The sequence below is a fragment of the Polaromonas sp. P3_B1 genome (assembly GCF_056402935.1).
The window spans coordinates 68625-95515 of record NZ_JBFUGK010000015.1 but is presented as its reverse complement, the minus strand read 5'-3'; the positions used below and the strand labels follow the sequence as shown (position 1 = coordinate 95515).

The window sequence follows — 26891 nt, the reverse complement described above, 5'->3', positions numbered from 1 at the left end:
GGAACAGGCTACACGCAGTGAGCCTGGACGGGGGTGTTACGTGAACTCACGTTCCCGAAGCCACTTGGTGGCAATCCACTTCTCACCTGATTTCACCGGCTCGCCGCCATGCAGCGTCAGACTGGTGGGATGCGCCAGCGCGTAACTGAAAAACACCGCACTGCCCTGCTGCGGCCGCACGCGCAGGCCTATGTCGGGAAACACCGTGGCACCGCCTTCTTCGGGCTCGCGCAAATACATGATGAGGCTGGCCACGCGCTGGCCGCCGCGCCGCAGTATGGCCGCGGTGCCGGGCTCACCGGGGTCGAAGTAGTCGTAATGCGGTTTGTATTCGGCGCCGCGCCGGTAGCGCAGCACCTGCAGGCCTTCGCCGTTTTGCAGCGGCCAGTCCAGCAGCCTGGCGATACGGCTTTCGATGCGGCGCACCACCTCGTTCTCGCCGCGCGTGTAAAACATGCCGTGGCTGGTGCGGTCCTGGTTCAGTTCTTCGCCCCCGGTGCGTATGTCCACAGTCAGCGAGCGCTCCATGCGCGGTTCAGCCGAGGCGATAAGCGCCTCGCATTCGGCCGCGCTGAGCAGGTTGCCGAAGACCCAGAGCTCGGGCGCACTGCGGTGTTCGCGCACCGTCACCCACTTGTCGCCGGCATCCACCATGGTGCCGGAGGCGTCGGCCAGGACACGGGGCACAGCCTGCGCGGGTTGCGGCACCGCTGCCGCGCCGGCGGCCCGCAGGCCCAAAGCACGGTTGGCGGCGGCCGCATGCCAGCCGGCGTCAAGCAAAGCCTGGAAAACTTCGTGCTGCCCGTGTCCGGCCGCAAGTTGCTGCACCACCCAGTCCTGCATCTCGCGCGTGATGGCCTGGGTTTGCATGGCGGGTTGGGAAGATGGGCCTCAAGCGGCCTGTTTGCGCCGGAACACCAGCCGATCAGGTTCCGAAGCCTTGGGGTCAAAGCGGTAACCCTCGGCGTCAAAGCTTTCAAGCTTTTTGACCGTGGCGATTTTTTTCTCGATGGCGTAGCGCAGCATGAGGCCGCGCGCGCGCTTGGCGTTAAAGCTGATGATTTTGTACTTGCCGCCCTTGAACTCCTCGAACACGCAGCTCACCACGCGCGCCTTGAGCACTTTGCGGTCCACGGCCTTGAAGTACTCCTCGCTGGCCAGGTTGATGACCACGGGCGTGGTGTCGGCGGCGGCGCGTTCATTGAGGTAATCGGAAATTTGCGAGCCCCAGAACTGGTAGAGGTTTTTACCCTGAGGCGTGGCCAGTGCCGTGCCCATTTCAAGCCGGTAGGGCTGCATGCGGTCCAACGGCCGCAGCACGCCATACAGGCCGCTCAGGATGCAGACATGCTCTTGCGCCCAGTCGAGTTGCGCGGGACTCAGGGTTTTGGCAGCCAGACCTCCATACACATCGCCGTCAAAGGCGAGCGCGGCCTGCTTGGAGTTTTTGGCGGTGAATTTGGGCGACCAAGCCTGGTAGCGCGCAACATTCAGGCCCGCCAGTGCGTCCGACAGCTTCATCAGCGTGCTGATCTGCTGCGGGGTTTTGGTTTTGAGCACGTCTATCAATTGGGCCGACTGGCGCGTGAACAAAGGCTGGGTGTGGGTGGGGACGTGCGGCGGCGTGTCGTAGTCCAGCGACTTGGCCGGCGAGATAAGGAACAGCATGCTTGGAGTTGTTGGGAAAGCGAAACCCCCACTTTACGACAGGCGGGTTGCACGCGCCCATCGCATGAATTGGCGGGCACAGGAACACGTCAAAATTACGTTATGGTAAATTGATTACGTATAGGTAAACAACCCCGCAAGACATCCCATGCCGGAGACCTCCCCCGCCGCGCTGGCCGCCGCCTTCACCAACGGCTATGAATTTGCCGAGGGCCGGGGCTATACCCTGCCTGAATACCCTTTCATGGAGCCGCCGGAGCTGCGCACGGGCGAGGTCAAGCGCCACGCGATCGCCATTGTGGGCGGCGGCATCACTGGCCTGACGCTGGCCTGCGCGCTGGCGCACTACGGCATCAAGGCCGTGCTGCTGGATGAGGACAACACCGTGGGCGTCAAGGGCGCGTCCTCGCGCGGCATCTGCTACGCGCAAAAAAGCCTGGAAATCTTCAAGCGCCTCGGTATTTACGAACGCATCGCGGCCAAGGGCGTGCAATGGAGCGTGGGCCGCACCTTTGCGGGCAAGGACGAGGTCTACGCTTTTGACCTGCGCCAGCAGCAAACCCATTCGCTGAGCCGCCAGCCGCCGTTTATCAACATCCAGCAGTTTTATGTCGAGGGCTTTTTAGTCGAGCAGTTGTACAGCCCCGCGCCCGAAGACCGCCTGGTCGATATCCGCTGGAGCCACCGCGTCACCGGCTTTGAGCAGAACGCGGACTTTGCAACGCTGCAACTCGAAACGCCGGCCGGCGCCTACACCCTGGAAGCCGAACACGTCATCGACTGCAGCGGCTCGCGCAGCCCGTTTCGTGCCTGGTGCGGCGCCACGGTAACGGCGCAGCAGGGCGATGACCGCTGGTGCATTGCCGACGTGCGTTTTAAAAATCCTCCGCCGGTCGAGCGCCACACCTGGATAGAGGCGCCCTTTAACGAAGGCCGCGCCGTCTGGCAGCACCTGATGGCCGACGGCGTCTGGCGCATTGACTACCAGATGCCGCCGCATGCGAAACCGGAAGAAGTCAGTCGCGAGGACGTGGTGCGCTCCCGCCTGAAAGCGCAGTTCAAAAGCCAGTCGGGCCGGCTGCTGGACGACAGCGACTATGAGATCGTCTGGGTCGGTCCCTATGCCTACCGCAGCGAATGCCTGGACAGCCTGCGCCACGGCCGCGTGTTCTTCGCCGGCGACGCGGCCCATGTGATGAGCCCCTTTGGCGCACGCGGCGGCAATTCGGGCGTGCAGGATGCCGACAACCTGGCCTGGAAGCTGGCCGCCGTGCTGCAGGGCCGGGCAGCGCCCTCCCTGCTGGACAGCTACCACCACGAACGCCACGAGGCGGCCACGCACAACGTGTTGGTCACCAACCGCACGGCGCGCTTTCTGCGGCCGGCCGACGGCGCCGAGCGGCTGTTTCGCACTGCGGCGCTGGGCCTGGCGCGTGAGCACGTGTTCGCGCGCCAGCTCGTCAACACCGGCCGCATGTCCACGCCCAACCACTACACGCGTTCGGGCAGTTGCGGCCCTTCCGGCGGGCGCGCGACGCAAAACGTGGGGTTTGCCTGGGCCGATGGCCGCCCCGGTGAGTTGCTGGACCTGCTGGCCTGGGCCCACGGCCGTTTGCTGCTGCTGACCTTTGGCGATGTTTCCGCCGCCGCGCTGGCGCGCCTGGCGGCGCTGTCGGTGGAAGCCGGCCTGCGCTGCGTGCAGGTGGTGGGCCCGGGCGAGAAGGCCGCGGCAGTGGAACACGTCATCGACGAGCACGGCCACCTGCAGGCGACCTGCCACGTCTTCGGCCATGCCTGGGCGCTGCTGCGGCCCGACGGCCATGTGGCCGCCACCGGCGAGAGCGTGGACGCCTCGCTGGTCCACGCGGTGGCCGCCGCGCTGGGCGCCGGCCCCAGCGGAAAGGAAAACCCATGAAAACCAACAGCCCTCTGAGCACGCGCCTGCATTTCCAGGACGCCGACGCCTTTTACGAGTGCCTGCTGGACGCCCACCAAGGCCTGAGCCGCGAGGAATCCGAGCTGCTCAATGCCCGGCTGATCCTGCTGATGGCCAACCAGCTGGGCGACACGGCAGTGCTGCGGGCCTGCGTGGCGGCGGCCGCAAAGACCGCGCTCCCGCCGGTATAGACGGGCCAACACGGCCCTGGGCCGCCCAGTCGAATAAAATCAGGGCAGTTTTCCCCAACCCCAAGGCGGCATCCCCTCGATGCCGTTTTTCATTGCCCCCATGACCAACGCTGCCGCCCCCGCCCCTGCCAATACCGCCACCCCCGCCGCGGAGGCCGTCAAAGTCCCCACACCGGGGCTGGACAGCCTGGCCAAATCCTTCGAGCCGGCCGCCATTGAAAGCCGCTGGGGCCCCGAGTGGGAGAAAAGCGGCCAGTACGAACCCACGCTGGACAGGGCCAAGCCCTCGTTCTCCATCCAGCTGCCGCCGCCCAATGTGACGGGCACGTTGCACATGGGCCATGCCTTCAACCAGACCATCATGGATTCGCTCACGCGTTACCACCGCATGCGCGGCCACAACACGCTGTGGGTGCCGGGCACCGACCACGCCGGCATCGCCACGCAGATCGTGGTGGAACGCAAGCTGCAAGGCGAAGGCAAAAGCCGCCACGACCTGGGCCGCAAGAATTTCGTCGCCAAGGTCTGGGAATGGAAGGAAGAGTCCGGCACCACCATCACGCGCCAGATGCGCCGCATGGGCGACTCGGTAGCCTGGAAGCACGAGTACTTCACCATGGACCCCAAGATGTCCACGGTGGTCACCTCGACCTTTGTGCAGCTCTATGAGCAGGGCCTGATCTACCGCGGCAAGCGCCTGGTGAACTGGGACCCGATTCTCAAGTCCGCCGTCTCCGACCTGGAAGTCGAGAATGAAGAGCGCGACAGCTTCATGTGGCACATCGAGTACCCGTTCAGCGACGGTCCGCAAAAAGCCGCCGATGGCACGCCGCTGCGCGGCATGCACATCGCCACCACCCGGCCCGAAACCATGCTGGCCGACGGCGCGCTGGCGGTGCACCCGGACGACGAGCGCTACAAACACCTGGTCGGCAAGATGGTCGACCTGCCGCTGTGCGACCGCAAGATCCCGGTGATCACCGACGACTATGTGGACCCGGCTTTCGGCAGCGGCGTGGTAAAGATCACCGGCGCGCACGACTTCAACGACTACCAGGTGGCCCTGCGCCACGACCTGCCGCTGATCACCATCTTCACGCTGGACGCGAAGATCAATGAAAACGGCCCCGCGCAATACCAGGGCCTGGACCGCTACGACTGCCGCAAGGCCGTGCTGAAAGACCTTGAGGAACAAGGCTTCCTCGAAAAAGCCGTGCCGCATAAAAACATGGTGCCGGTCTGCGCGCGCACCGGCGCGGTGGTCGAGCCCATGCTGACCGACCAGTGGTTTGTGGCGCTCAGCAAGGTCAGCGAGCAGGACCCGACCGGCAAGTCGATTGCGCAGAAAGCGCGCGATGCCGTGAGCAGCGGCGAAGTGAAGTTTGTGCCCGAGCAGTGGGTCAACACCTACAACCAGTGGATGAACAACATCCAGGACTGGTGCATCTCGCGCCAGCTTTGGTGGGGCCACCAGATCCCGGCCTGGTACGACGAAGACGGCAAGGTCTATGTCGCCACCAGCGAGGAAGAGGCGCAGAAGCAGGCGCCCGGCAAAAAGCTCACGCGCGACGAAGACGTGCTGGACACCTGGTACTCGTCGGCGCTGGTGCCTTTCTCGTCATTGGGCTGGCCCGAGAAGACAAAAGAACTGTCGCTCTTCCTGCCGTCGAGCGTGCTGGTCACCGGCTACGACATCATCTTCTTCTGGGTCGCCCGCATGATCATGATGACCACGCACTTCACCGGCCAGGTGCCTTTCAAGGACGTGTACATCCACGGCCTGGTGAAGGACGCCCAGGGCAAGAAGATGAGCAAGTCCGAAGGCAATGTGCTGGACCCGGTCGATTTGATCGACGGCATTGAACTGGCGCCCCTGCTCGAAAAACGCTCGCAAGGCCTGCGCAAGCCCGAGACCGCGCCGCAGGTGCGCAAGAACACCGAAAAGGAATTCCCCGCCGGCATTCCGGGCTACGGCGCCGATGCGCTGCGTTTTACCTTCGCCTCGCTGGCCAGCCTGGGCCGCAGCATCAACTTCGACAGCAAGCGCTGCGAAGGCTACCGCAACTTCTGCAACAAGCTCTGGAACGCCACACGCTTCACGCTGATGAACTGCGAGGGCCAGGACTGCGGCCTCGAGGAACACACGAAAGAACAGTGCGCGCCCGGCGGTGAGTTCCACGGCTACCTGAGCTTTTCGCAGGCCGACCGCTGGATTTCATCGACCATGCAGCGCGTGGAAGCCGACGTGGCCAAGGGCTTTGCCGACTACCGCCTCGACAACGTGGCCGGCAGCATCTACCAGTTTGTCTGGGACGAGTTCTGCGACTGGTACCTGGAAATCGCCAAGGTGCAGATACAGACCGGCAACGACGCGCAAAAGCGCGCCACGCGCCGCACGCTGATACGCCTGCTAGAAGCCATACTGCGACTGGCGCACCCGGTGATTCCTTTCATCACCGAAGAGCTGTGGCAGACCGTGGCCCCCATCGCCGGCAAGGGCGGCAAGTTCATAGGGGCCGCGCCCTACCCGCAAAGCCAGCCCGAGAAGATCGACGAAAAGGCCGAGGCCCATGTCGCCAAGCTCAAGACCCTGGTGGACGCCTGCCGCAACCTGCGCGGCGAGATGAAGGTCTCGCCGGCCACGCGCCTGCCGCTGTTCGTGCTGGGCGACAGCGCCTTCATGAACAGCGTGGCGCCCGTGCTCAAGTCGCTGGCCAAGCTCAGCGAGGTGAAGGTGTTTGAGAGCGAAGCCGAATGGGTTGCTGCGGCACAGTCCGCGCCGGTGGCCATCGTCGGCGAAGCGCGCCTGTGCCTGTACATGGAAGTCGATCTGGCGGCGGAAAAGATTCGCCTGCAAAAGGAAGAGGCTCGCCTGACGGGAGAGATCGCCAAGTCCGAGACCAAGCTCGCCAATGAAGCCTTCGTCAGCAAGGTTCCCCCGGCCGTGCTGGAACAGGAACGCAAGCGCCTGGCCGATAACCAGGCGGCCCTGGCCAAAATCCGCGAGCAGCTGGCACGGCTTAAATAAGCGCGAACGCCGCCCACAAAAAAGCCCCGCTTACCGGGGCTTTTTTTATCAGCGGGTGTCCCGTCGTCAGCGGACGGTTTCGGGCTCTGACCATTGCGAGGGCGGAACGCTCCCCGGCATCTCCAGGTCCATGGGCGCACTCGGCAACTGGTCCATCCCGCTGTGCTGCGTGCTGATGGCTTCATGCATGCGGTGCGCCACATACCAGCTCGAGCGCAGGCGCGCCTCGCGTGTGTGCGAGCCCAGGCGCGGCGTGACGAAGAGGTTCTTGAGGCCTTTGAGCGGCGAGCTGTCGCCCAGGAAGCTGGCTTCAGCGCCGTCGAGAATGCAGGCTTCGATGCGGCCGTCGCACAGCGCTGCGGCTAGCGCGGTTTCATCAAACAGCTCGCTGCGGCTGATGCCCACCCACAGCTGGTTGCGCCTGCAGGCGGCCAGCAGTTTTTCATTCACAAAACCGCGAAACCGCGTGGCGTAAAGCATCTGCACCGACACCGCATCGGCCTGGCTGACGAGTTCGGACAGGGACACCGGCTGTATGCGCAGGCGCTCCCAGATGGRCGCCGTGTGGTGCACGGCAGGGTCGTAGCCGATAAGGCGCACGCCCAGGCCGCTCAGCATGCCGGCCAGCGTGTGCGCCGTGGGCGCCAGGCCCAGGATGCCGACGGTGCTGCCGTGCAGCTCGCGGCCCATTTGCGTGGTGGGGTGGCGGCGCCCCATCAGGGCCGAGACCAGGCCGCGGCGGTACAGCAACAGCAAGCTGCTCAGCAGGTACTCCGCATTGGAGCGCACATTGGCGCTGCTGGCGTGCACGACCTTGATGTCGCGCTCCTTGCAGGCTTCGAGGTCGGTGTTGTCGGTGCCCACATGCAGGCGGCCCACAGCCTTGAGTTTGGGCAGGAAGTCGAGGAAGTCGCGTGTCACCACGGTCTGGCGCGGAAACACAATACCCTTGGTCTTGTAGGCGATCTTGCGCAGCGAAGTGAGGTCGTCGGCGAGCTCCGGGTGGTAGCCCACACTGTGGCGCGTCTCCAGCCAGGCCATAGCCTCGGGCACCAGCGCGTCAAGAAGTAAGATGTCCACCCAGTGAGTCCTTTTTTCCCGCAGACCGCAATTCGCGCGGTTTGACCACGTCAAGTCGAGCCTTTGTCCGACCTGAGTCATGTATCAACAACGCAACACTCTAGTCTTTTCCCCGATCAAAGTCGATGCAAAAATTTACATTACACAAAGCAGTGTTCCCGGTTGCCGGCCTGGGCACCCGGTTTCTCCCGGCCACCAAGGCCCAACCCAAGGAAATGCTCCCCGTCGTCGACAAGCCGCTGATCCAATACGCGGTGGAAGAGGCTTACGCGGCAGGCATCCGTCACATGATTTTTGTGACAGGACGCAATAAACGGGCCATAGAGGACCACTTTGATACTGCTTACGAGCTCGAGAACGAGCTGGAGGTAGCTCAAAAGCACGCTTTGCTGGACCTGGTGCGCTCCGTCCAGCCCGAAGACATGAATTTTTCCTATGTGCGCCAGCCCCGCTCCCTGGGCCTGGGCCATGCCGTGCTGTGCGCCGAACACCTGGTCGGCCAGGAGGCTTTCGCCGTCCTGCTGGCTGACGACCTGATGGTCGGCCCCAAGGGCGGCAAGCCGGTGCTCGCCCAGATGGCGGAGCAATTCAGGGAACTGCAGCAATCCATCCTGGCGGTGCAGGAAGTGCCCCAGGACCAGACCCGCCGCTACGGCATCGTCGAGACCGACGGCGCGGCCAGCGCGGGCCTCATGAAAGTGAAGAAAATCGTCGAGAAACCGGCACCCGAGGTGGCCCCCTCACGCATGGGTGTGGCCGGCCGTTACATCCTGACGCCGGCGATTTTTGAGCACATCCGCAGCCAGAAGGCCGGTGTAGGCGGCGAATTGCAGCTGACCGACGGGATATCAAGCCTGCTCGATAAGGAAAGCGTTTACGCCTTCCAGTACGAGGGCAAACGCTATGACTGCGGCAGCAAGGAAGGTTTTCTGGAAGCCACCGTCGAGCTGGCGCTGCAGCACCCCGAGGTGGGCGTGCACTTCCGCAATTACCTGGACAACCTGCAGATAGGCTGGTCGGGCCGCGAACGCCGCAAACAGGCCTGAAACCTGGGTGGCCGGCGCCCTGGCGGCGCCCCCAACAGCGCCTTAACGCCGCTTCAAGACGTGGATAAAGTCGCTGCCGGCGACCTGCTGTTCGACCAGCTCGTTGCCGGTCTGCTTGGCAAAGGCCTGGAAATCCCGGGTCGAGCCGGCATCGGTGGACACCACTCGCAGCAGCTGGCCGCTCATCATTTCCGTCAGTGCCTTTTTGGCTTTCAGGATAGGCAGCGGGCAATTCAGGCCGCGGGTGTCGAGTTCTTTGTCGATGTTCATGAAAATCCTTGGGTTGCCGCGATTTTAAGCAAAGCGCAAAGGCCCTTTTGCCCGGTTATACCCGGCCTCATTCGGCTTCATTCACCGCTACCCGCCTCCGGCTCGACCTTGCTCAGCACGGTGGCCCAATCCACAAACTCGGGTTCATGGCCCTTTGTGCGCAGCCAGTCGGCCAGCGCATAGCCGGTGCCGGCGGGCCAGCATTTGAGCTTGTCCAGGTCGTAAAGCCGGTAATCCACCAGCTCGGGCGACAGGCTGACCTCCCCGGTGCAAACCGCGTGGTAGGCAATGATCACCTGGTTCATGCGCTGGAAGTCGTAAACGCCTATCAGGTCCAGCGAGCTGGTTTCCAGGTTGGTTTCTTCCTTGATTTCGCGCTCTATGCCGCCCTGCGGCGTCTCGCCCGCTTCCATAAAGCCCGTGATCAGCGCATACATCTTGCCCGGCCAGGCCGCATTGCGCGCCAGCAGCACCTGGCCGTGGTATTCAATCACCGCGGCCAGCACCGGCGTGGGGTTGTTCCAGTGGGTGAATCCGCAGGCCGGGCAGCGCAGGCGCGCCTTTTCACCGCCATCTTCCATCTGCGACACCATGGCCAGCGGCGTCGCGCAGTTCGGGCAAAACCGGAATTCATGGGTCATGGTGGGGGATCAGAATGGAAAATAAAAGAAAGAAAACGCGGCTGCCGCTATTTTTTCAATAGCAGCAGGCTCGTGTCGATTGGGCGTCAAGCCGGAAACACGCCGGTAGACAGGTAGCGGTCGCCCCGGTCGCAGACCACAAACACAATCACCGCGTTTTTCACGGTTTTCGCTATTTCCTGCGCCACCCAGCAGGCGCCGGCGGCGGAAATCCCCGCAAAAATGCCTTCCTCGCGCGCCAGGCGCCGGCACATGTCCTCGGCATCGGCCTGACTGACCAGAACCAGCTCATCCACCTGGCGGGGGTCGTAAATCTTGGGCAGGTATTCCTGCGGCCATTTGCGGATGCCTGGGATGCGCGAACCCTCGCTGGGTTGGGCGCCGATCACCTTGACGGCCGGATTTTTCTCTTTGAGGTAGCGCGAAACCCCGGTAATCGTGCCCGTGGTGCCCATGGCACTGACAAAATGTGTCACCTTGCCTGACGTATCTGTCCATATTTCGGGTCCAGTGGTCTCGTAATGGATGCGCGGATTGTCGGCATTTGCGAACTGGTCCAGCACCCGGCCCTTGCCCTCTTTCTGCATCTGGTCGGCCAGGTCGCGCGAGTATTCAATGCCCGCGCTTTTGGGCGTCAGGATCAATTCGGCGCCAAAGGCTTTCATGGTCTGGGCCCGCTCAATGCTCAGGTCCTCCGGCATGATCAGGACCATCTTGTAGCCCTTGATCGCGGCCGCCATGGCCAGGGCAATGCCCGTATTGCCCGAAGTGGCTTCGATCAGCGTGTCGCCCGGCTTGATGTCGCCGCGCTCCTCGGCGCGCTTGATCATCGAGAGCGCCGGCCTGTCTTTGACCGAACCGGCGGGATTGTTGCCTTCCAGCTTGCCGAGGATCACATTGCCGCGTGCGGCGTTCTCGGCGGCGTAAATACGTTGCAGCGCGACCAGAGGCGTCTTGCCAATCGCGTCTTCAATGGTGGGATAGTTCATGCCCACACTGTGCCATAATTTGAGGCTTCGCTCATTCCAGCCCGGGTGGTGAAATTGGTAGACGCAGGGGACTCAAAATCCCCCGCCGCAAGGCGTGCCGGTTCGATTCCGGCCCCGGGCACCACATCCCGAAAGCCGTCTCATGACCCTCGTTCATGGACGGCTTTTTTGTTTTCTGCTCGACGGCAGCGGGCAACACCAGCTTGTCATTTTTTCCACCGGATTTTTTGACCCTGCCGCTTGCAACGCCATTTAATAAGGCGCATTCTTCAAACGCGGCCGGCCCCTTCCTTTTCCGCGCCCTCCCGCCGCGTCTGGAGTCCGTCATGTGCACCCTGCATCTGCGTCATTGGCTCTGTCTCCTCCTCTCAAGCACTTTGCTGCTGGGCACAGCCCACGCGGCCACAGCGCCGCCGCCTGCGGCGCAGGCCATGATGGATGCTTTGAACCGGGCCACCGCGGCGGTGGTGGGTGTCAAGGTCACGGCGATGGAGGATGCTCGCTCCGCGGAGACGCTGGGCCTGCGACGCGCGGGTTCGGGTGTGCTGATCAGCCAGGATGGGCTGATCCTGACGATTGGCTACCTGATGCTGGAAGCCGAGCAGATCGAGGTCGTGACCCAGGACAACCGGACGCTCCCGGCACGCGCGGTGGCCTACGACCTCGCCACGGGTTTCGGCTTGCTGCGCCCGCTGCTGCCGCTGCGCAATGTGGCGGTGGCCGCCTTGGGCAGCAGCCGCGACCTGCAGCCGGGCGAGGCGCTGATGGCGGTGACCGGCCCGCAGCCCGATGATGATGGCGACGTGAGCATGACGCGGCTGGTCAGCCGGCGTCCGTTCTCAGGCAGTTGGGAATACCACATTGAATCGGCCCTGTTCACCAGCCCGCCGGTGCTGGCCAGCGGCGGCAACCACAGCGGCGCGCCGCTCTTCAACCAGCGCGGCGAGCTGATAGGCATAGGCTCGCTGTTCGTGTCGGATGCAACCAATGAGAACCGCCGCCTGCCGGGCAATATGTTTGTGCCGGTGGATTTGCTGCGCCCCATCCTCGCGGAGCTGCAGCGTTCGGGTTACAGCGCCAAGAGCCGCAGGCCGTGGCTGGGCATTACGTCCAACGACCAGGGCGGGCGCATCCAGATACAGCGCGTGAGCAAGGAAAGCCCGGCGGACCTGGCCGGGCTGTCGCCGGGCGATGTGGTGCTGGCGGTGGACGACGCGAAAGTCGCGACGCTGGAGGCTTTTTACAAAAAGCTCTGGGACCACGCCGCGCCCGACGCAGAAATCCGGCTCACGGTGCTGCAGGGCGCGGAGATAAAAACCATTGTGCTGCGCGGGCAGGACCGCATGCTGACGCTGAAAAAGCCGCCAGGTATCTGAACCTGAACCAGGCTAGGCCGCAGCCGGCGCCGTGCGGTGCAGGTCCCTGCCTATCGCCTGGAACTGCAGCGCCGCCGATGGCGCGGCTTCAGGCTCGGCATCCAGCTTGAACTCATCCACCGCCGCCTGCAGCTGCAGGGTCTGCTCGGCCAGCGAAGCCGCGGCCGCAGAGGCCTGCTCGACCAACGCGGCGTTCTGCTGGGTTGCCTTGTCCATCAGCACCATGGCCTGGTTCACATGCGCGATGCCGTTGCTTTGCTCGGCCGACGCGGCGGAGATCTGCTCCAGCAGGCTGTTGACGCGGCCGACGGCCTGCACGATGTCCCGCATGGTGCGGCCCGCCTGGGCGACCAGTTCGGAGCCGCTTTCCACATGCGCGACGGAGTCCGCGATCAGCGCCTTGATCTCACGCGCCGCTCCGGCGCTGCGCTGCGCGAGGCCGCGCACCTCGCTGGCCACTACGGCAAAACCGCGGCCCTGCTCGCCGGCGCGCGCGGCTTCCACGGCCGCGTTGAGCGCCAGGATGTTGGTCTGGAAGGCGATGCCTTCGATGACGGCGATGATGTCCACGATTTTTCGGGAGCTGCCGCTGATGGCGGCCATGGTGTCGACCACCTGGGCCACGACAGCCCCACCGCGCTCTGCCGTGCCCGAGGCGGTGGCCGCCAGTCCGCTGGCCGAGCGTGCATGCTCGGCGTTGAGCCTGACGGTGGAGGTCAGCTCTTCCATGCTGGAGACGGTTTCTTCCAGCGAAGCGGCTTGCTCTTCGGTGCGGCGCGACAGGTCGGCGTTGCCGGCCGCGATGTCCCCGGACGCGAGCGTGATGGAATCGGTCGAAGCCTTGATGCGGCTGACCAGGTCGGTCAGCGTGTCTTCCATGTCGCCGAGGGCGCCGAGCAGGCGGCCGAAATCGCCGCCGCGCTCAGTGGAAAACTCCTGGCTGAGGTCGCCGGCGGCCACGGTCTCGGCGATGTAGATGGCTTCACTGAGCGGCTGCGCGATGCCGCGGCTTATCCGCCATGTGACGGCGATGCCCACCAGCAGGGCCGCGAGCCCCAGGCCCAGCATCCAGCGTTGTGCCGATACGATGCCGGCTTCTACTGTCTGGCCGCCGGCCTTGGCCTGCCGCGCCTGCATCTCGCTCAATGCAGTCAAGTCTTGCTGCAAGCGGTCCAGCGTGGCCCGGCCCTCCCCGGCCCAGGCGCGCAAGGCTCCGTCGCGGTCACCCGTTTCAATTTGCCTGGCCGCTTTGGCCAGCGCCTGCGCATAAGAGGCCTGTGCGCTGCGCACGCCGCTGAGCAAGGTTTTTTCTTCGGGTGGCGGGGCGCCGCCCTCCAGGACTGCCAGTGCATCGGTGATGTGGCTGTCGCTTGCCGCGAGCTGCCTGCGTGCGGCGGCGGCCTGCGCCGGATCGCTCGCCAAAGACAGCTCAAGGATGGCACGCGCGTTGGATTGCGACCAGGTGCCCAGCGCCGCCGCCGCGCCGGCGCGGGACCAGGCGTCGCCGCTCACATTGCGGCTGAAGGCGCCGGCGCCGGCCAGCTGGCTGAGGCCGACCGCCATCAAGCAGCCCGTCAAGAGCAAGACCAGTCCGAAGCCCGCGCCCAGGCGCGTGCTGACTTTTAAATTGTCCAGTTGCATGGTGTGTCTCCCGCAAGCCGCTTCCGTCTGAAGATGCGGGAGAGGCCTGGCTCATGCACGGTACCAAGAAAGGCTGCGCAAGTTGCGTTTGAACAGCGCGCAAAACCGGGCTTACTTCATCGAATTGGGAGGGGAGTCCCCCGCAAAGGACTCAGAACCGGTAAGCCAGCTCCGTCCAGACGCGCATGGCGTCGGGCGCCTTGACCAGCTCGGGCACAGGCCCCAGCGGTGAGGCCAGGTAAGCCCGGGCCCGCCATTGGTTGAAGCCGGTCCAGTCCAGGCCGACGCCTGCGCCGCTGAAGGTGGCGCTGTTGGCGCCTGCCACCCAGGGACGCTGGTTGACTTTCAGGTAGGCCCCGTCCCAGAACGCCAGTGCCTGCAGCCTTCCGCCGGAGGCCGCTCCCAGGTCGTAGCGCAGCTCTATGCTTGCACGGTAGCCGGCATCGCCGGATAACGCGCTCACATCATAGGCACGCACGGAGTAAGGCCCGCCTACGGACATCTTTTGCGAGGAGTCGAGGTTGTTGTTGGCCCACTGCCCCGCCCACGAAAAATACACCGTGCCCTTTTCGCCCCAGCGCTGCAAACGGGTGAAGCTCAGGTTGGTCTTGGAGAACCAGCCTTCCGTTTTTGCGCCGGCCGCGTCGGCCAGCTGCGCCTCGGGCACATCAAAGCCGACCCGGCCCCGGGTCCATGACAGGCTCCAGGTGTTGATGCCGCCGGACAGCAAGGTGTCGCGCCAGTCGCCGGTCAGGCTTGAAGTCCAGCTGCCGAGATTGCGGTCCGTCTTCATGGCGGCCATGTCGACGCGTTCGTGCAATTGCACGCTGTCGTACTGCACCTGGCCGTACACATTTGCCGCCTGCGTTCGCAGCAGGGGGTGCCTGCCCCAGAAGCTTTCGGTTTCAGCCGAACCATGCGCGCCCAGTTCCCGCAGGTTTCCACCAATCTGGTAGTCGAGCAGAGAATACGCGGCGCCGCCGCGGGTGCCCTGGCCGTTGAGCAAGGATTCATAGCTCACGCGGGCGTAGTTCACGCCGGTCCCCGAGCTCAGCCCGCCCAGGCTCAACACATCGCCACGCCGCAAGGGGTTGTTGAAAAACACCGTACCGCCCAGCCGCGCCCTTCCGGTATAGCTGTTGCCGTAGCCGTCCAGCACCAGGTTGCCGGTGGTCGCCGGGCCGGGGCTGACCTGGATGTTCAGGTCCGAGCTTCCCATGGCTTCGCCGGGCCTCAGGGTCGCCTGCACCAGCACGCCGGGTATGTCGGACATCAGCAGCAGGGACTTGTCGAGCATGGCCTGCTCCACAGGCTTGCCGCCTTGCAGCGGCGCCGCCGTGGCCTGCAGCAGCATGTCGTTCACACGCGTCTGGTTGTCGATGCCTACTTTGCCGTAGCGCGCCTCTATCACCAGAAAGCGTACAACACCCGATTGGATCACCTGCGCGGGCACCACGGCGCGCGCGAAAGTCTGGCCGCGGCCGCGGTAATAGCGGCCTATGCGCGTGGCCATCTCGTCGAGCTGGTCCAGCGTCAGGCGTTTGCCTTCCGCATCGGCCACCAGCCCGTGCAGGGTTTCGGTATCGACCAGGGTGTTGCCTAATATCTTGATCGAGGTGACGTCCACCGACACCGCGGGGCGCGGGGGCGGCGTCGCGTTGTTCTCTTCCTTGTTGAGGGTTGGCCCATCCTCGCGAGGCAGCGGTGCGAAAGACCGCGGCGGCTGCACCTGCTGCAGGATGGAACCGGCATCAACCGGCAGGGGATCGGCGGCATGGGCCGTGAACAGGGGTGCGGCGGCCAGCAGCAGCGCTGCGTACTTCGCGGATGCGTGGCATTTCATGGGAAAGCTTCCGTGGGGCGAGCGGTGTTATTTTTTGGCGGCAAGCACGCCGCTTCGCAGCTGGACGCCGCCATCGACGATGTGCAGGCGCGGGTCCTGCTTTCCCTCGGCGACGAACTGGCCGGGAATCTCCTGTGCGTCTCCTCCGCCTGAGGAGGCATCGGTACTCGTGCTGCGGGTCACGCGCAGGGTTGTCGATGCCTCAAGCGAATCGGATTTGTCGCGTGTCGTCCCCAGAGCCTGCTCGGCGGCCGAACGGATGCCGTCCCCGGCCGGGCCCAGCCCTGAACCCGCCGCCAGTGAAGAGGCCGATGAAGGCGGCACGGGCGTCCCGGGCAAGGGCGTGATGGAGGCAGTCAGTCCTGCCGGCTGCACCACCACGTAGTTGCCGGCGTCTGCGCCGTTCAGGGTGTAACCCGTCACTGTCACGGCCTTGCCATTGCCCACGTTTGCATCGGCAAAAGCGCCTCTTCCAGTACCCGTGACGTTCACCACGTCAGCGCCCAGCGCGGCCACCGCCGCCGTGCCGTTGAGTGTCGCGGTGGTAGTGGCGTCGTAGACCTTGTTGTTCGCGCCTATCCCTGTCACGGCCAGGCCGGCGGGTGTGATGTTGGCCGTGACCCCCGTGGGCTGAACGATGACGTAGTTGCCGGCATCGGAGCCGCCCAGGATGTAGCCGGTCACCGTCACGGCTTTGCCGTTGCCCACATTCTTGTTGGCAAAGGTGCCGCTGCCGCCGCTGACCGTCACCACGTCCGCACCCAGTGCGGCAACGCCGGCCGTGCCGTTCAGGGTGGCGGTGGCGGTGGCGTCGTAGACCTTGTTGTTGGCCCCCACACCCGTGACGGCCAGGCTCGCCGGCGTGATGTTGGCCGTGATGCCGGTGGGTTGGACGATGACATAGTTGCCGGCATCGGAGCCGCCCAGGACATAGCCGGTGACGGTCACGGCCTTGCCGTTGCCCACGTTCTTGTTGGCAAACGCGCCGCTGCCCACGCCGCCCAGCGTCACCACGTCGCCGCCCAATGCGGCTACGCTCGCCGTGCCATTCAGGGCGGCCGTGGCGGTCGCGTCGTAGACCTTGTTATTGGCCCCCACACCCGTGACGGCCAGGCTGGCCGGCGTGATGTTGGCAGTCAATCCTGTGGGTTGGACCACGGTGTAGTTACCGGCATCGGCTCCGCCCAGCGTGTAGCCGGTGACAGTTACGGCCTTGCTGTTACCCACGTTCTTGTTGGCGAAAGTGCCGCTGCCGCCGCCCACTGTCACCACGTCGCCGCCCAGCGCCGCGACGGCCGCCGTTCCGCCCAGCGTGGCCGCGGTGGTGGTGTCATAGACCTTGTTGTTGGCGACCACACCCGCGACCGTCAGGCTGGCGGGTGTGATGTTGGCCGTTACCCCCGTGGGTTGCACCACGGTGTAGTTACCGGCGTCAGCCCCGCCCAGCGTGTAGCCGGTGACGGTCACGGCCTTGCCGTTGCCCACATTCTTGTTGGCGAAGTTCCCGCTGGCGGCGCCACCCACCGTCACACTATCGCCGGCCAAGGCCGTGACGCTGGCCGCGCCGTTAAGCGTGGCCGTGGTGGTGGCGTCATAGACCTTGTTGCTGGCGCCCACACCCGTGACCGTCAGGCTGGCGGGGGTGATGTTTGCCGTCACCGCCACAGGCTGCACCACGGTGTAGTTGCCGGCGTCGGCCCCGCCGAGCGTGTAGCCGGTCACGGTCACGGTCTTGCCATTGCCCACATTCTTGTTGGCGAAAGTTCCGCTGCCGGTACCGCCTACGGTGACGGTATCGCCAGCCAGGGCGGCAACGCCGGCCGTGCCGGTGAGCGTGGCGGCGGTCGTGGTGTCGTACACCTTGTTGTTCGCGCCCACGCCCGTCACTGTCAAGCTGGCAGGCGTGATGTTGGCGGTCAACCCCGTGGGCAGGACCACGGTGTAGTTGCCCGCGTCGGCCCCGCCCAGCGTGTAGCCCGTGGCGGTGACTGCTTTGCCGTTGCCCACGTTCTTGTCGGCGAAGGTGCCGGTGCCGCCGCCAACGGTCACCACATCACCGGCCAGGGCCGTAACGGCCGCGGTTCCGCCCAGCGTGGCGGCAGTCGTGGCGTCGTAGACCTTGTTGTTCGCGCTCACACCTGTGACCGTCAAGCTGGCAGGCGTGATGTTGGCGGTCACTGCCGTGGGTTGCACCACGGTGTAGTTGCCCGCATCGGCGCCACCCAGCGTGTAGCCCGTGACGGTCACAGCCTTGCCATTGCCCACGTTCTTGTTGGCGAACGTCCCGCTGCCAGTCCCGCCCAAGGTGACGACATCGCCAGCCAAGGCTGCAACGCTGGCCGTGCCATTGAGCGTGGCGGCGGTCGTGGTGTCGTAGACCTTGTTGTTCGCGCCCACCCCCGTGACCGTGAGGCTGGCGGGTGTGATGTTCGCCGCCAGCCCGGTGGGTTGCACCACGGTGTAGTTGCCGGCATCGGCACCGCCCAGCGTGTAGCCGGTGACAGTGACCGCCTTGCCGTTGCCCACATTCTTGTTGGCGAAAGTGGCGCTGCCGCCGCCAACGGTCACCACGTCGCCAGCCAGGGCCGTGACGGCGGCGGTACCGCCCAGCGTGGCAGCGGCCGTGGTGTCGTAGACCTTGTTGTTTGCGCTCACGCCCGTGACCGTCAGGCTGGCAGGCGTGATGTTGGCGGTCACCGCCGTGGGTTGCACCACGGTGTAGTTGCCCGCATCGGCGCCGCCCAGCGTGTAGCCGGTGACAGTGACCGCCTTGGCGTTGCCCACATTCTTGTTGGCGAAAGTGCCGCTGCCCGTCCCGCCCACGGTCACGACATCGCCGCCCAATGCTGCAACGCTGGCCGTGCCATTGAGCGTGGCGGCAGTGGTGGTGTCGTACACCTTGTTGTTCGCCCCCACGCCGGTAACCGTCAGGCTGGCCGGTGTGATGTTGGCTCTGACACCGGTGGGCTGCACCACGGTGTAGTTGCCGGCATCGGCGCCGCCCAGCGTATAGCCGGTGACATTGACCACCTTGTTGTTGCCCACGTTTTTGTCGGCAAACCGGCCGCTGCCGCCGCCCACTGTCACCGTGTCACCGGCGATTGCCGTGACGCTGGCTACGCCATTGAGTGTGGCTGCGTCGCTGGCGTTGTAGACCTTGCTGTCCGCGCCCACACCGGTGACTGTCAAGCTGGCTGGTGTGATGTTCGCCGTCCCCGTTGGCTGAACGATGACATAGTTGTTGGCGTCGGCGCCGCCGAGGAAGTAGTTGGTGCCGGTGACGGTCTTGCCGTTGCCCACGTTCTTGTCGATGAACATGCCGACGTTGCCGCCGCCCACAAGCACCACATCAGTGCCCAGGGGCGTAACGGTCGCGGTGCCATTGAACGTGGTGGCACGGGTGCCGTCATACACTTTGCCGGCCGCGCTCACGCCGGTGACAGCGAGGCTGGCCGGTGTGATATTTGCCGTCAGCCCCGTGGGCTGCACCACGGCATAGTTGCCGGCGTCGGCTCCGCTCAATGTGTAGCCGGTGACAGTCACGGCTTTGCCGTTGCCCGCGTTCTTGTCGGCGAAGGTGCCGCTGCCCGCACCGATCACGCTCACCGTGTCACCGGCAATGGCCGTCACGCTTGCTGTTCCGTTCAAGGTGGCGCCCACGCCGGCGTCGTACACCTTGTTGGCGGCGCTCACGCCCGTAACCACCAGGTTGGCGGGAATCACGGTCAGAGTGCCATTGGCGTAACTGATGTCGTAGCCCTGCTGGTTGGAATACAGGCCCGACCCTGTCACCGTGTAGCTGCCGGCATTGACCGCACCCTGGGCGTTTCCGCCGAAACTGATGCTCCCCGACAAGCTGCCGCAGGCCACGTTGGAGCAACTGATGCCGGTTCCCCCATTCCAGGACAGCTTGTCGTAGGTCTTGCTGGTATTGCCGACAGTGACCGTAGTGGCCTTCATGAGGGCCTTGAGCAGGGGACGGCTGTTCCCGTCATACATCCGCCAGACGGTGTTGAAATCCCAGTTCGGATTGACGTTGCCGTTGGCGGCCGTGGCCGAGGTGAAGTTGGCCTGTTGCTGCATCTGGGCCGTGGTCATGGCCATGCCGCCGCCCGAGCTGGTGGCACGCCCGGTCGTGGTGGCGTCCCAGAAGCTGTTGTTGATGCCCGTCCCGGCGTCCCACAACCCGACCAGCCCGCCCACGTTGGTGCTGCCGCTCACTGCACCGGCCGCGTAGCTGTTATTGATGACACCCAGGGTTTGGATCTTGTATCCCACCAGGCCGCCCACGTGGTCGGTGCCGGTCACCGCACCCGTCGCATAACTGTTGTTGATCGCAGCGGCGACGGTGCCGTTGCTGGCCCACCATCCCACCAAGCCACCAACATCGGCGCTGCTGCTGGTGACGTTGCCGCTCGCGTAGCTGCCGCTGATAGCCCCCTGGTTGAGCATGTAGCCCACCAGGCCGCCGGACCACTGGCCGGCAGCGGTGACATTGCCTGTGGCATAGCTGTTGCTGATGAGGCTCTGATTCCATCCAACCAGCCCGCCCACAGCGAACACGCCGCTCACCGCACCGCTGGCGTGGCTGTTGCGGATTTCACCCTGGCTGGTTCCCACCAGCCCTCCGGCTTCCGAACCGGTTCCAGTCACGGCGGTGCTGGCATAGCTGTTGTTGATGGTGCCGGAGTTCCATCCCACCAGCGCGCCGACCTTGGTGTCGCCTGACACGCTGCCGCCAACCAGCCCGACGTTGTTGACTCGGCCGAAGGAGCCCGTGTACCCAAACAGGCCGACGTAGGTCGCGCCGGGGCGGTTGATGGTGAGGCTGGTGATGGTGTGTCCCAAGCCGTCCAGCGTACCGGTGAACTGGGAGGTGTTGTTGCCCAGCGGCTGGAATCCGCTCCCGCTGTTCCAGGTGCTGGTGGACGAAGCATCAATGTCCGCGCCCAATGCATAGTGCCCGTTGAGGTTGCCGCTGATGCCCTGCAAATCGGTGCCGGTGGCGCTGGTGGCGGTACCAAGGTCCGTGATGACGGTATACGTGACGGGGGTTCCGGTGCTGCCTTGTTTGGTGCTGAAGTTGTTGCCTGCCGGCAAATTGATCTTCGCGCCGTTGTTGAAGTTGTAGGAGTTGGCGGTGCCGTTGGTGGTGCCCTGGCCGTATTCCAGCGCCAGCTTGCCCGTGCCGGAGGCGTTGAGGTTGGCGTTGATGTTGATGTTGTTCTGCGCGTTGAGCGTCAGCTGGTTGGCGCTCCAGCCCACCACGTCATTGACGTTGACGTCCCCGGCCGTGCCCGTGGCGCCGCTGGTGCTTTGGATGACGACATTGCCCGCGCCCAGATTGGCGCTCAGGGCCGCGCCCGTGATGTCCCCACCCGAGGCGGCGACGGTGAAGTTCACCGGGTCGATCAGCCAGGTGCCGGCGTTGCCTGCAGGGGCCGCAGTGGTGATCCGGGCGCTGTCGGCAACGTTGACGTGCGCACCGGATGTTTCGATGAAGCCGCCGTTGCCACCGTTGGGCGCCGAGGCGTCCAGCGTGCCCGCGACCTTGGTGGTGCCGGCGGCCATGCCGCCCAGCAGGATGATGGTGCCGTTGCGGTTTTCCACCGTGCGCGCCTGAATCACGCCGCTGTTGTTGACCACGCTGGCCAGCAGCGAATCCCGCGCGCCTGCGCTCATGAGCGCCTGTCCGCCGTCGACCATGATCAGCCCGCCGTTCTCGGCCAGGCTGTTGAGCACGCTCTGGTCGACGACGACCTTGAGGAGCTGGTTGTCCTGGAAGGTCAGGGTGGCGGCGCTGCCGCCGGCCATCGCCACAGTGCCCTTGGGAGCGCTGATGCTGCCCTGGTTGCTGACGGTGTTGCCGACCAGGGCGACGTAACCGCCGGTGGCGGCGTTGATGCTGCCCTGGTTGACCACGCTGCCCGAACCATTGCCGCTGAAAGTGCGCTGGGCGCTGCCGAGGTCGGCGTCCTTGACGTCCAGCGTGGAGGCCACCAGGCCGCCCACATTGACCTGGGCGCCGGCGCCGAAGAGGATGCCGTTGGGATTGATGAGGTAGACCTGCCCGTTGGCGTTGAGCTGTCCCAGGATCTGGCTGCCGTGCGTGTCCAGGATTCGGTTGACCGCAATCGCGCTGGCAGACGGCTGCACGAAGTTGACGCTTTCCTGCGCGCCGACGTTGAAGCTCTTCCAGTTCAGCGAGGCATTCTGGCTGGTCTGGGTGATGGTGGTGTTGGCGCCGCTCTGGGAGATGCTGGCCGCGCCCGAAGTGACCTGGCCGTCCACCGGCCCTGCCTGGGCTGTAGCCGCCCCCAGCAGCAAAACGGCGGTTGCGGGTTTGCGCAGGGCCCATCTGTTAGGTGCCCGGCCGGCCGGCCGGCTCAGCGCATCAAGAACTGGCGGAACCGTAAAGGCGTGCCGGCCAACATTTGTTACAACTTCTGCAGCTTTTGCGCCGCCCTTCGGATTTTTCTTGTGCATTTTTCACACTCCTCCAACCCTCTTTGTCAGCCCATTGCAAGAGAGAGTCATTCGAAGTGATGGTATTCACAAAGGAATTGCAGCAGATCAGCCCAAAAAAAGATCTTTTGGTGGGTAGTAACAAGGTCTGCCGGGCAACCCCTAAAAGTTGCAAATAGTTACTCCTTTGGTTACAACATCTGATTACAAGTGCGTTGTAAAAAACATACAGCATGGCGGCAAAAGTCCTGCGAAAAGCGGCTTGCCGCATCAGCATGAGGTGTTTTTAACGGTTTTCAGAGATTTTTCAGTGCTCTCGCAGGCCGGTTTCCACCGTCGGATAGCGCAGGCGAAGCCGCAATTCGCGCTTCAGGCGGCTGTTGTCCAGCCGGCGCGATTCGCTCATGAAACTCAGCAACATCGGAGGCAGCGCCTCCCGGGCATTGCCGCGTGCCAGGCGCGGCGGCCGCGGCAGGCCGTAGAGGTCGGCCGCCAGGTCGAAGTAGTCGCCCATCTTGAGTTCAGTGTCGTCGCTGGCATTGCTGGCGCGCTGCGGCTTGCCGCGCCACAGCGCCGCGAGGCTGGCGCGGGCCAGGTCGTCGGCGTGGATATGGTTGGTATAGACGTCGTCCTCCGCGCGCAGCACCGGCGTGCCCTTGAGCAGGCGCCCGCGCGGCGTGCCGCCTTCGCGGTCGGGCGCATAAATGCCCGGTATGCGCAGCAGGTGCACCCGGGTGCCGGTGGCGCGGCCGAACAGCCGCAGCTGCGCCTCGGCATGCACGCGGCGCTGGGCGCGCGGCGTGTGAGCATTCAGCGGCCGGGTTTCGCGCACCCATTCACCGCCGCAGTCGCCGTACACCCCGCTGGTGGAGGCGTAGGCCAGCGATCGCGGCAGGCCGCGCAGCCGCAGGGCGCGTAGCAAGGCCAGCGTGCGCGGGTCGCTGCGCAAGTTGGCTCTGTCATTCGGGGGCGGCGCCAGGTGCAGCACCCGGGTGGCCAGGCCCGCCAGGCGGCGCAGCGAGGCGCCGTCGTCCAGGTTGCCCTGCAGCGGTGTGATGCCCCGGGCCCGCAGTTCGGGCACGCGCGCGGCCGAAGAGGTCAGCGCCATGAGCCTGGCGCTGCGCGGCAGTTGCCGGGCCGCGCGCAGGCCCACGTCGCCGCAACCGACGATCAAAATGCGCTCCCGGCGGAAGCGAAAAGGCAGGGCGCTCATGACCAGGCTCTGGAGTTCAGGTTTGAGGGCAAAATTAGGGGGTTGCCGGGAAAACCGGCCGAGTCGAGAACAGTTACCGCAAGGATACCGAATATGAGCTTTAACGTGACCGTGCAGCCCAGCGGCCGGACTTTCATTGCCCAGGTGGACGAACCCCTGCTGGCCGCCGCCATACGCCAGGGCATAGGCCTGCCCTACGGCTGCAAGGACGGCGCCTGCGGCTCCTGCAAATCCAAAAAACTCGAAGGCAGCGTCCTGCACGGCGCGCACCAGGCCAAGGCGCTGTCACCGGAAGAAGAAGCCGCCGGCTTTATCCTGACCTGCAGCGCCAGGGCAACCAGCGATGTCGTCCTCGAATCACGCCACGTCACGGATGAAAGTGCTTTCCCGATCAAGAAGATGCCGGTGCGCATCAACAGCCTGGCCAAGGCCTCGCACGACGTGATGGTGGTGCGCCTGCAGCTGCCGGCCAGCGACGTGTTCAAGTACCACGCCGGCCAGTACGTGGAATTTTTGCTGCGCGACGGCGACCGCCGCGCCTATTCCATGGGCAATGCGCCGCACACGCAGGCCGAGAACCCCGGCGTGGAACTGCACATCCGCCACATGCCGGGCGGCAAGTTCACCGAGCACGTGTTCGGCCCCATGAAGGAAAAGGAAATCCTGCGTATCGAAGGCCCCTTCGGCAGCTTCTACCTGCGCGAGGACAGCGACAAACCCATGGTGCTGCTGGCCTCGGGCACGGGCTTTGCGCCCATCAAGGCGCTGATCGAGCACCTGCAGTTCAAGGGCATCACGCGCCCGGCCGTGCTCTACTGGGGCGGCCGTCGCCCGGCCGACCTGTACATGGACGAATGGGTGAAAACCAAGACCGCTGAAATGCCGAACCTGCGCTACGTGCCGGTGATTTCCAACGCACTGCCCGAAGACAACTGGACCGGCCGCACCGGCTTTGTCCACCAGGCCGTGCTGGACGATTTCAGCGACCTGTCGGGCCACCAGGTGTATGCCTGCGGTGCCCCCATCGTGGTGGATTCGGCGCAGGCCGCCTACACCGCGGCCGGCCTGCCGGAAGATGAGTTTTATGCCGACTCTTTTGTGACCGAAAAGGAAAAGGCCCAGGCCACCATTCCTGCGGAAACCTGAGCAGCGCACCCAACAAACAAGAAGAATAAAAGAAGAAGAAAAAGAAACGCCCCGGCTGATGCATCAGCCGGGGCTTTTTTTATGCGCGGTCCAAGGGCGGCGAAATTCAGCCGGCTTTGGCGGGTGCTGGCGCGACCTGCCGGTCATGCTTCTGGCGGCGGATGGCGGCGCTGGCGCGGTTTTCTTCGTGTTTGAGTTTGCGGCGCTCGGCCTTGGTGACCTTGCCGTCGGACTTGGCGGCCAGTTTGTCGGATTCGATTTTCGTCTCGCGCTTGTCGAGCTTGGCCGTCTCCTTGGCAGTCAGCGCGCCGGAGCTGACGCCCTGGTCAATGCGCTTTTCCTGATTGGCCTGGCGCTGGTCGATACGGGGCGTGGCCAGCGGGTCTTTGGGTGCCGCGGGAGCCGCAGGCGCCTGGGCGAAGGCCGCGCCACCAGCAAGCAGGGCCAGAGTACAGGCAAGGGTACGAATCTTCATGGGGATCTCCTTGAGTTTGACGTTGAAGGTTCAGGGTCCAGAAAACATGAAGCGGCAGCCTCATGAAACTCCAACGCGCGGCGGCTGCCGCAAGAGCACGCGCCCAAGGTAAAGATGCTGTAACTGCTTTCGGCAACCGCCCGGTCCTGGCAGGGCCGGCTTTTTTGCAACAATAGGGCAATGAATATTCGACCCTTCACCCTCCCCTCCCTCCTGGCCAGAAGCCTGGCGGCATTTTGTATGGCCGGCGCGGCCCTTTCATCCGCCCCGGCACTGGCCCAGACCAAGATCATGCGCATCATCGTGCCCTACGCGGCCGGCGGCCCCATCGACGCCACGGCCCGTTTGATGGCCGAACGCGTGAAAGACTCGCTGGGCACCGTGATCATTGAAAACAAGCCGGGCGGCGGCGGCAACATCGGCGTCGACATGATCGCCAAGGCCCAGCCCGACGGTCTCACAGTCGGCATCTCGGCGGTGGCCACGCATGCCATCAACCCCTGGCTGTACAGCAAGATGCCCTACAACGCGGCCACCGATTTCGCGCCGATCACGCAGATGGTGCGTGTGCCCAATGTGCTGGTGATGAACGCCGACACCGCGCGGCGCCTGAACATCAACACGCTGGCCGACCTGATCAAGTACGCCAAGGCCAACCCCGCCAAACTCAACTACGCCAGCGGCGGCAACGGCAGCGCCGGCCACCTGGCCGGTGAGATGTTCAAGGCCCGGGCCGGCATCTTCGCGCTGCATATTCCCTACAACGGCGGCAACCCCGCGCAGTTGGCCCTGCTCAGCGGCCAGGTGGACTACAACTTTGACAACCTCGCCACGGCCTCGGCCAACATCAAAGCCGGCAAGCTCAAGGCCCTGGCAGTGACGACTGCCCAACGCAGCGCCATGCTGCCCGACGTCCCGGCCGTTTCCGAAACGCTCAAAGGCTTTGAGATCGACACCTGGTGGGGGCTGGTGGCGCCCGCCGGCACGCCCAAGGACGTGGTGGCCAAGCTCAACCATGCTTTTGTCGCCGCGCTGAACTCCCCCGAAGCCAAGACCCGCTTCGCCACCCTGATGGCCGAGCCCGTGGGCAGCACGCCCGAGCAATTCGGCGCCTTCATGAAGAGCGAACTCGCCAAGTATGAAAAAGTGGTGAAGGCCTCCGGCGCCAAGGTGGATTGATCCGAGGCGTTGAGCAATCCAGCATCTATGAAAAAGGCCAGCTCCCAGAAAGGGGTCGGCCTTTTTTAATTGCCTTCGCTACGGACTCTTAAACCAGCAGGGGCCACGGAACCGGCCTTGGCCTGCCCTGAGCCTGTCGAAGGGCCGGGCCGTAGGCGCAGCGGCTCCGAGGGGCTGGAGCCCGCGGCTCCATGCCTGCCTGCGCAGGCTTGGACGGGCGACAGAGGCGAAGCGTCTCGCGAGCCGCGGCCTGCAAGGCCTCGCGCATTACACGAAGTGAAAAGCGTGGGGGCTCATTTCACCCGATCACCGTAACGGATGCTTTTGAGCGACCCGCTCTCAAACAGCAGCATGGTCATGAACTGCCCGGGGCCGGGGTTGTAGGTCCACTCCTCGACCTGCTGGCAGCTGTTGACTGTGATGTTGGTGGTGACGCTGGTGCTGTTGCCAGAAGTGGCGGGTACCGCCGGCGTGGCGACCGGCGCGCCGGCCGTCGTTTCCTGCACGGGCTTGCAAAAGCTGTCCTTCAGGACGGGTTCGCCGCATTTCTGGAGGATGGTGCCTTTGGAGTTGCCGATCTGCGCGAGGTCGCCCTTGCAGCGCAGTGACTGGGCGGAGGCGCCGGTGAACGCGGACGAGGCCAGGAAGGCCAGGATTACAGCGGCGGCGCGGGCAAGGTTTGGTTTCATCATTGTTGAGTTCCC

At 64.7% G+C, this 26891-nt stretch carries 19 protein-coding genes and 1 tRNA gene; 8 read left to right on the top strand and 12 right to left on the bottom strand.

Going from position 1 to position 26891, the window contains the following annotated elements; translation table 11 throughout:
• Nucleotides 1–36: 36 nt before the first annotated feature.
• Together AC1DXS_RS10955 and yaaA are read right to left on the bottom strand one after the other, a co-directional pair.
• Nucleotides 37–870, bottom strand: a complete 834-nt coding sequence (locus AC1DXS_RS10955; RefSeq protein ID WP_477737535.1) for a 2OG-Fe(II) oxygenase — start codon at nt 868–870, stop codon at nt 37–39.
• A gap of 21 nt (nt 871–891) precedes the next feature.
• Entirely contained in the window at nt 892–1668 is a 777-nt protein-coding gene (gene yaaA / locus AC1DXS_RS10950) for a peroxide stress protein YaaA (protein ID WP_477737534.1), read from the bottom strand.
• Between the two features lie 148 nt (nt 1669–1816).
• On the opposite strand from yaaA, the gene AC1DXS_RS10945 reads away from it, so the two are divergent.
• The 3 genes from AC1DXS_RS10945 (at nt 1817) to AC1DXS_RS10935 (ending at nt 6823) form a co-directional block, all read left to right on the top strand.
• Entirely contained in the window at nt 1817–3583 is a 1767-nt protein-coding gene (locus AC1DXS_RS10945; protein WP_477737533.1) for an FAD-dependent oxidoreductase, read from the top strand.
• Complete coding sequence (locus tag AC1DXS_RS10940) at nt 3580–3795, top strand: DUF2783 domain-containing protein (RefSeq protein ID WP_477737532.1); 216 nt, start codon at nt 3580–3582, stop codon at nt 3793–3795. The genes AC1DXS_RS10945 and AC1DXS_RS10940 overlap by 4 nt, the downstream gene beginning before the upstream one ends.
• A 79-nt stretch (nt 3796–3874) precedes the next feature.
• Nucleotides 3875–6823 (top strand): valine--tRNA ligase, encoded by a 2949-nt coding sequence (locus AC1DXS_RS10935; RefSeq protein WP_477737531.1) that lies wholly within the window; start codon nt 3875–3877, stop codon nt 6821–6823.
• 66 nt (nt 6824–6889) lie between these two features.
• Here AC1DXS_RS10935 and AC1DXS_RS10930 read toward each other — a convergent pair whose 3' ends face one another.
• Nucleotides 6890–7903 carry an NAD(P)-dependent oxidoreductase gene (locus tag AC1DXS_RS10930; protein ID WP_477737530.1) on the bottom strand — a complete coding sequence of 338 codons (1014 nt, stop codon included), beginning with the start codon at nt 7901–7903 and terminating at the stop codon, nt 6890–6892.
• Between the two features lie 125 nt (nt 7904–8028).
• Here AC1DXS_RS10930 and galU point away from each other — a divergent pair, with 125 nt between their 5' ends.
• A complete protein-coding gene (galU, locus tag AC1DXS_RS10925) occupies nt 8029–8949 on the top strand; it encodes a UTP--glucose-1-phosphate uridylyltransferase GalU (RefSeq protein ID WP_477737529.1) in 921 nt (306 codons plus the stop codon).
• 42 nt (nt 8950–8991) lie between these two features.
• Here the strand turns inward: galU and AC1DXS_RS10920 are convergent, their stop codons facing one another.
• The 3 genes from AC1DXS_RS10920 to cysM form a co-directional block, all read right to left on the bottom strand.
• Entirely contained in the window at nt 8992–9219 is a 228-nt protein-coding gene (locus tag AC1DXS_RS10920; protein ID WP_413329903.1) for a sulfurtransferase TusA family protein, read from the bottom strand.
• Nucleotides 9220–9296: 77 nt separating this feature from the next.
• Entirely contained in the window at nt 9297–9860 is a 564-nt protein-coding gene (locus tag AC1DXS_RS10915) for an NUDIX hydrolase (protein ID WP_477737528.1), read from the bottom strand.
• 86 nt (nt 9861–9946) lie between these two features.
• Nucleotides 9947–10849 carry a cysteine synthase CysM gene (cysM, locus tag AC1DXS_RS10910; RefSeq protein ID WP_477737527.1) on the bottom strand — a complete coding sequence of 301 codons (903 nt, stop codon included), beginning with the start codon at nt 10847–10849 and terminating at the stop codon, nt 9947–9949.
• A gap of 39 nt (nt 10850–10888) precedes the next feature.
• On the opposite strand from cysM, the gene AC1DXS_RS10905 reads away from it, so the two are divergent.
• Both AC1DXS_RS10905 and AC1DXS_RS10900 read left to right on the top strand, forming a co-directional pair.
• A tRNA-Leu gene (locus AC1DXS_RS10905) sits at nt 10889–10973 on the top strand.
• 202 nt (nt 10974–11175) lie between these two features.
• Complete coding sequence (locus AC1DXS_RS10900; RefSeq protein WP_477737526.1) at nt 11176–12225, top strand: S1C family serine protease; 1050 nt, start codon at nt 11176–11178, stop codon at nt 12223–12225.
• A gap of 12 nt (nt 12226–12237) precedes the next feature.
• Here the strand turns inward: AC1DXS_RS10900 and AC1DXS_RS10895 are convergent, their stop codons facing one another.
• From AC1DXS_RS10895 to AC1DXS_RS10880, 4 genes are all read right to left on the bottom strand, one after another.
• Nucleotides 12238–13866, bottom strand: a complete 1629-nt coding sequence (locus AC1DXS_RS10895; RefSeq protein ID WP_477737525.1) for a methyl-accepting chemotaxis protein — start codon at nt 13864–13866, stop codon at nt 12238–12240.
• Between the two features lie 151 nt (nt 13867–14017).
• The gene (locus tag AC1DXS_RS10890; RefSeq protein WP_477737524.1) at nt 14018–15709 is read right to left on the bottom strand and encodes a ShlB/FhaC/HecB family hemolysin secretion/activation protein; all 1692 of its coding nucleotides are present in this window, start codon (nt 15707–15709) and stop codon (nt 14018–14020) included.
• Between the two features lie 27 nt (nt 15710–15736).
• Complete coding sequence (locus AC1DXS_RS10885; protein ID WP_477737523.1) at nt 15737–22000, bottom strand: YDG domain-containing protein; 6264 nt, start codon at nt 21998–22000, stop codon at nt 15737–15739.
• 481 nt (nt 22001–22481) lie between these two features.
• On the bottom strand, nt 22482–23387 hold the full coding sequence (locus AC1DXS_RS10880) for an NAD-dependent epimerase/dehydratase family protein (protein ID WP_477737522.1): 906 nt from the start codon (nt 23385–23387) through the stop codon (nt 22482–22484).
• 93 nt (nt 23388–23480) lie between these two features.
• Here AC1DXS_RS10880 and AC1DXS_RS10875 point away from each other — a divergent pair, with 93 nt between their 5' ends.
• The gene (locus AC1DXS_RS10875; RefSeq protein WP_477737521.1) at nt 23481–24533 is read left to right on the top strand and encodes a CDP-6-deoxy-delta-3,4-glucoseen reductase; all 1053 of its coding nucleotides are present in this window, start codon (nt 23481–23483) and stop codon (nt 24531–24533) included.
• A gap of 106 nt (nt 24534–24639) precedes the next feature.
• Here AC1DXS_RS10875 and AC1DXS_RS10870 read toward each other — a convergent pair whose 3' ends face one another.
• Entirely contained in the window at nt 24640–25008 is a 369-nt protein-coding gene (locus AC1DXS_RS10870; protein WP_477737520.1) for a hypothetical protein, read from the bottom strand.
• Nucleotides 25009–25188: 180 nt separating this feature from the next.
• On the opposite strand from AC1DXS_RS10870, the gene AC1DXS_RS10865 reads away from it, so the two are divergent.
• Nucleotides 25189–26187, top strand: a complete 999-nt coding sequence (locus tag AC1DXS_RS10865; protein ID WP_477737519.1) for a Bug family tripartite tricarboxylate transporter substrate binding protein — start codon at nt 25189–25191, stop codon at nt 26185–26187.
• A gap of 293 nt (nt 26188–26480) precedes the next feature.
• On the opposite strand, the gene AC1DXS_RS10860 is transcribed toward AC1DXS_RS10865, so the two are convergent.
• Entirely contained in the window at nt 26481–26879 is a 399-nt protein-coding gene (locus AC1DXS_RS10860; RefSeq protein WP_477737518.1) for a DUF2845 domain-containing protein, read from the bottom strand.
• Nucleotides 26880–26891: the final 12 nt, after the last annotated feature.

Excerpts from the sequence above, each read along its gene's own strand:
- galU (WP_477737529.1), top strand. The coding sequence starts at position 8,029 with ATGCAAAAATTTACATTACACAAAGCAGTGTTCCCGGTTGCCGGCCTG.
- yaaA (WP_477737534.1), bottom strand. The coding sequence starts at position 1,668 with ATGCTGTTCCTTATCTCGCCGGCCAAGTCGCTGGACTACGACACGCCG.
- AC1DXS_RS10955 (WP_477737535.1), bottom strand. The coding sequence starts at position 870 with ATGCAAACCCAGGCCATCACGCGCGAGATGCAGGACTGGGTGGTGCAG.
- cysM (WP_477737527.1), bottom strand. The coding sequence starts at position 10,849 with ATGAACTATCCCACCATTGAAGACGCGATTGGCAAGACGCCTCTGGTC.
- AC1DXS_RS10890 (WP_477737524.1), bottom strand. The coding sequence starts at position 15,709 with ATGAAATGCCACGCATCCGCGAAGTACGCAGCGCTGCTGCTGGCCGCC.
- AC1DXS_RS10895 (WP_477737525.1), bottom strand. The coding sequence starts at position 13,866 with ATGCAACTGGACAATTTAAAAGTCAGCACGCGCCTGGGCGCGGGCTTC.
- AC1DXS_RS10860 (WP_477737518.1), bottom strand. The coding sequence starts at position 26,879 with ATGATGAAACCAAACCTTGCCCGCGCCGCCGCTGTAATCCTGGCCTTC.
- AC1DXS_RS10870 (WP_477737520.1), bottom strand. The coding sequence starts at position 25,008 with ATGAAGATTCGTACCCTTGCCTGTACTCTGGCCCTGCTTGCTGGTGGC.
- AC1DXS_RS10900 (WP_477737526.1), top strand. The coding sequence starts at position 11,176 with ATGTGCACCCTGCATCTGCGTCATTGGCTCTGTCTCCTCCTCTCAAGC.
- AC1DXS_RS10875 (WP_477737521.1), top strand. The coding sequence starts at position 23,481 with ATGAGCTTTAACGTGACCGTGCAGCCCAGCGGCCGGACTTTCATTGCC.
- AC1DXS_RS10920 (WP_413329903.1), bottom strand. The coding sequence starts at position 9,219 with ATGAACATCGACAAAGAACTCGACACCCGCGGCCTGAATTGCCCGCTG.
- AC1DXS_RS10945 (WP_477737533.1), top strand. The coding sequence starts at position 1,817 with ATGCCGGAGACCTCCCCCGCCGCGCTGGCCGCCGCCTTCACCAACGGC.
- AC1DXS_RS10935 (WP_477737531.1), top strand. The coding sequence starts at position 3,875 with ATGCCGTTTTTCATTGCCCCCATGACCAACGCTGCCGCCCCCGCCCCT.
- AC1DXS_RS10915 (WP_477737528.1), bottom strand. The coding sequence starts at position 9,860 with ATGACCCATGAATTCCGGTTTTGCCCGAACTGCGCGACGCCGCTGGCC.
- AC1DXS_RS10940 (WP_477737532.1), top strand. The coding sequence starts at position 3,580 with ATGAAAACCAACAGCCCTCTGAGCACGCGCCTGCATTTCCAGGACGCC.
- AC1DXS_RS10880 (WP_477737522.1), bottom strand. The coding sequence starts at position 23,387 with ATGAGCGCCCTGCCTTTTCGCTTCCGCCGGGAGCGCATTTTGATCGTC.
- AC1DXS_RS10865 (WP_477737519.1), top strand. The coding sequence starts at position 25,189 with ATGAATATTCGACCCTTCACCCTCCCCTCCCTCCTGGCCAGAAGCCTG.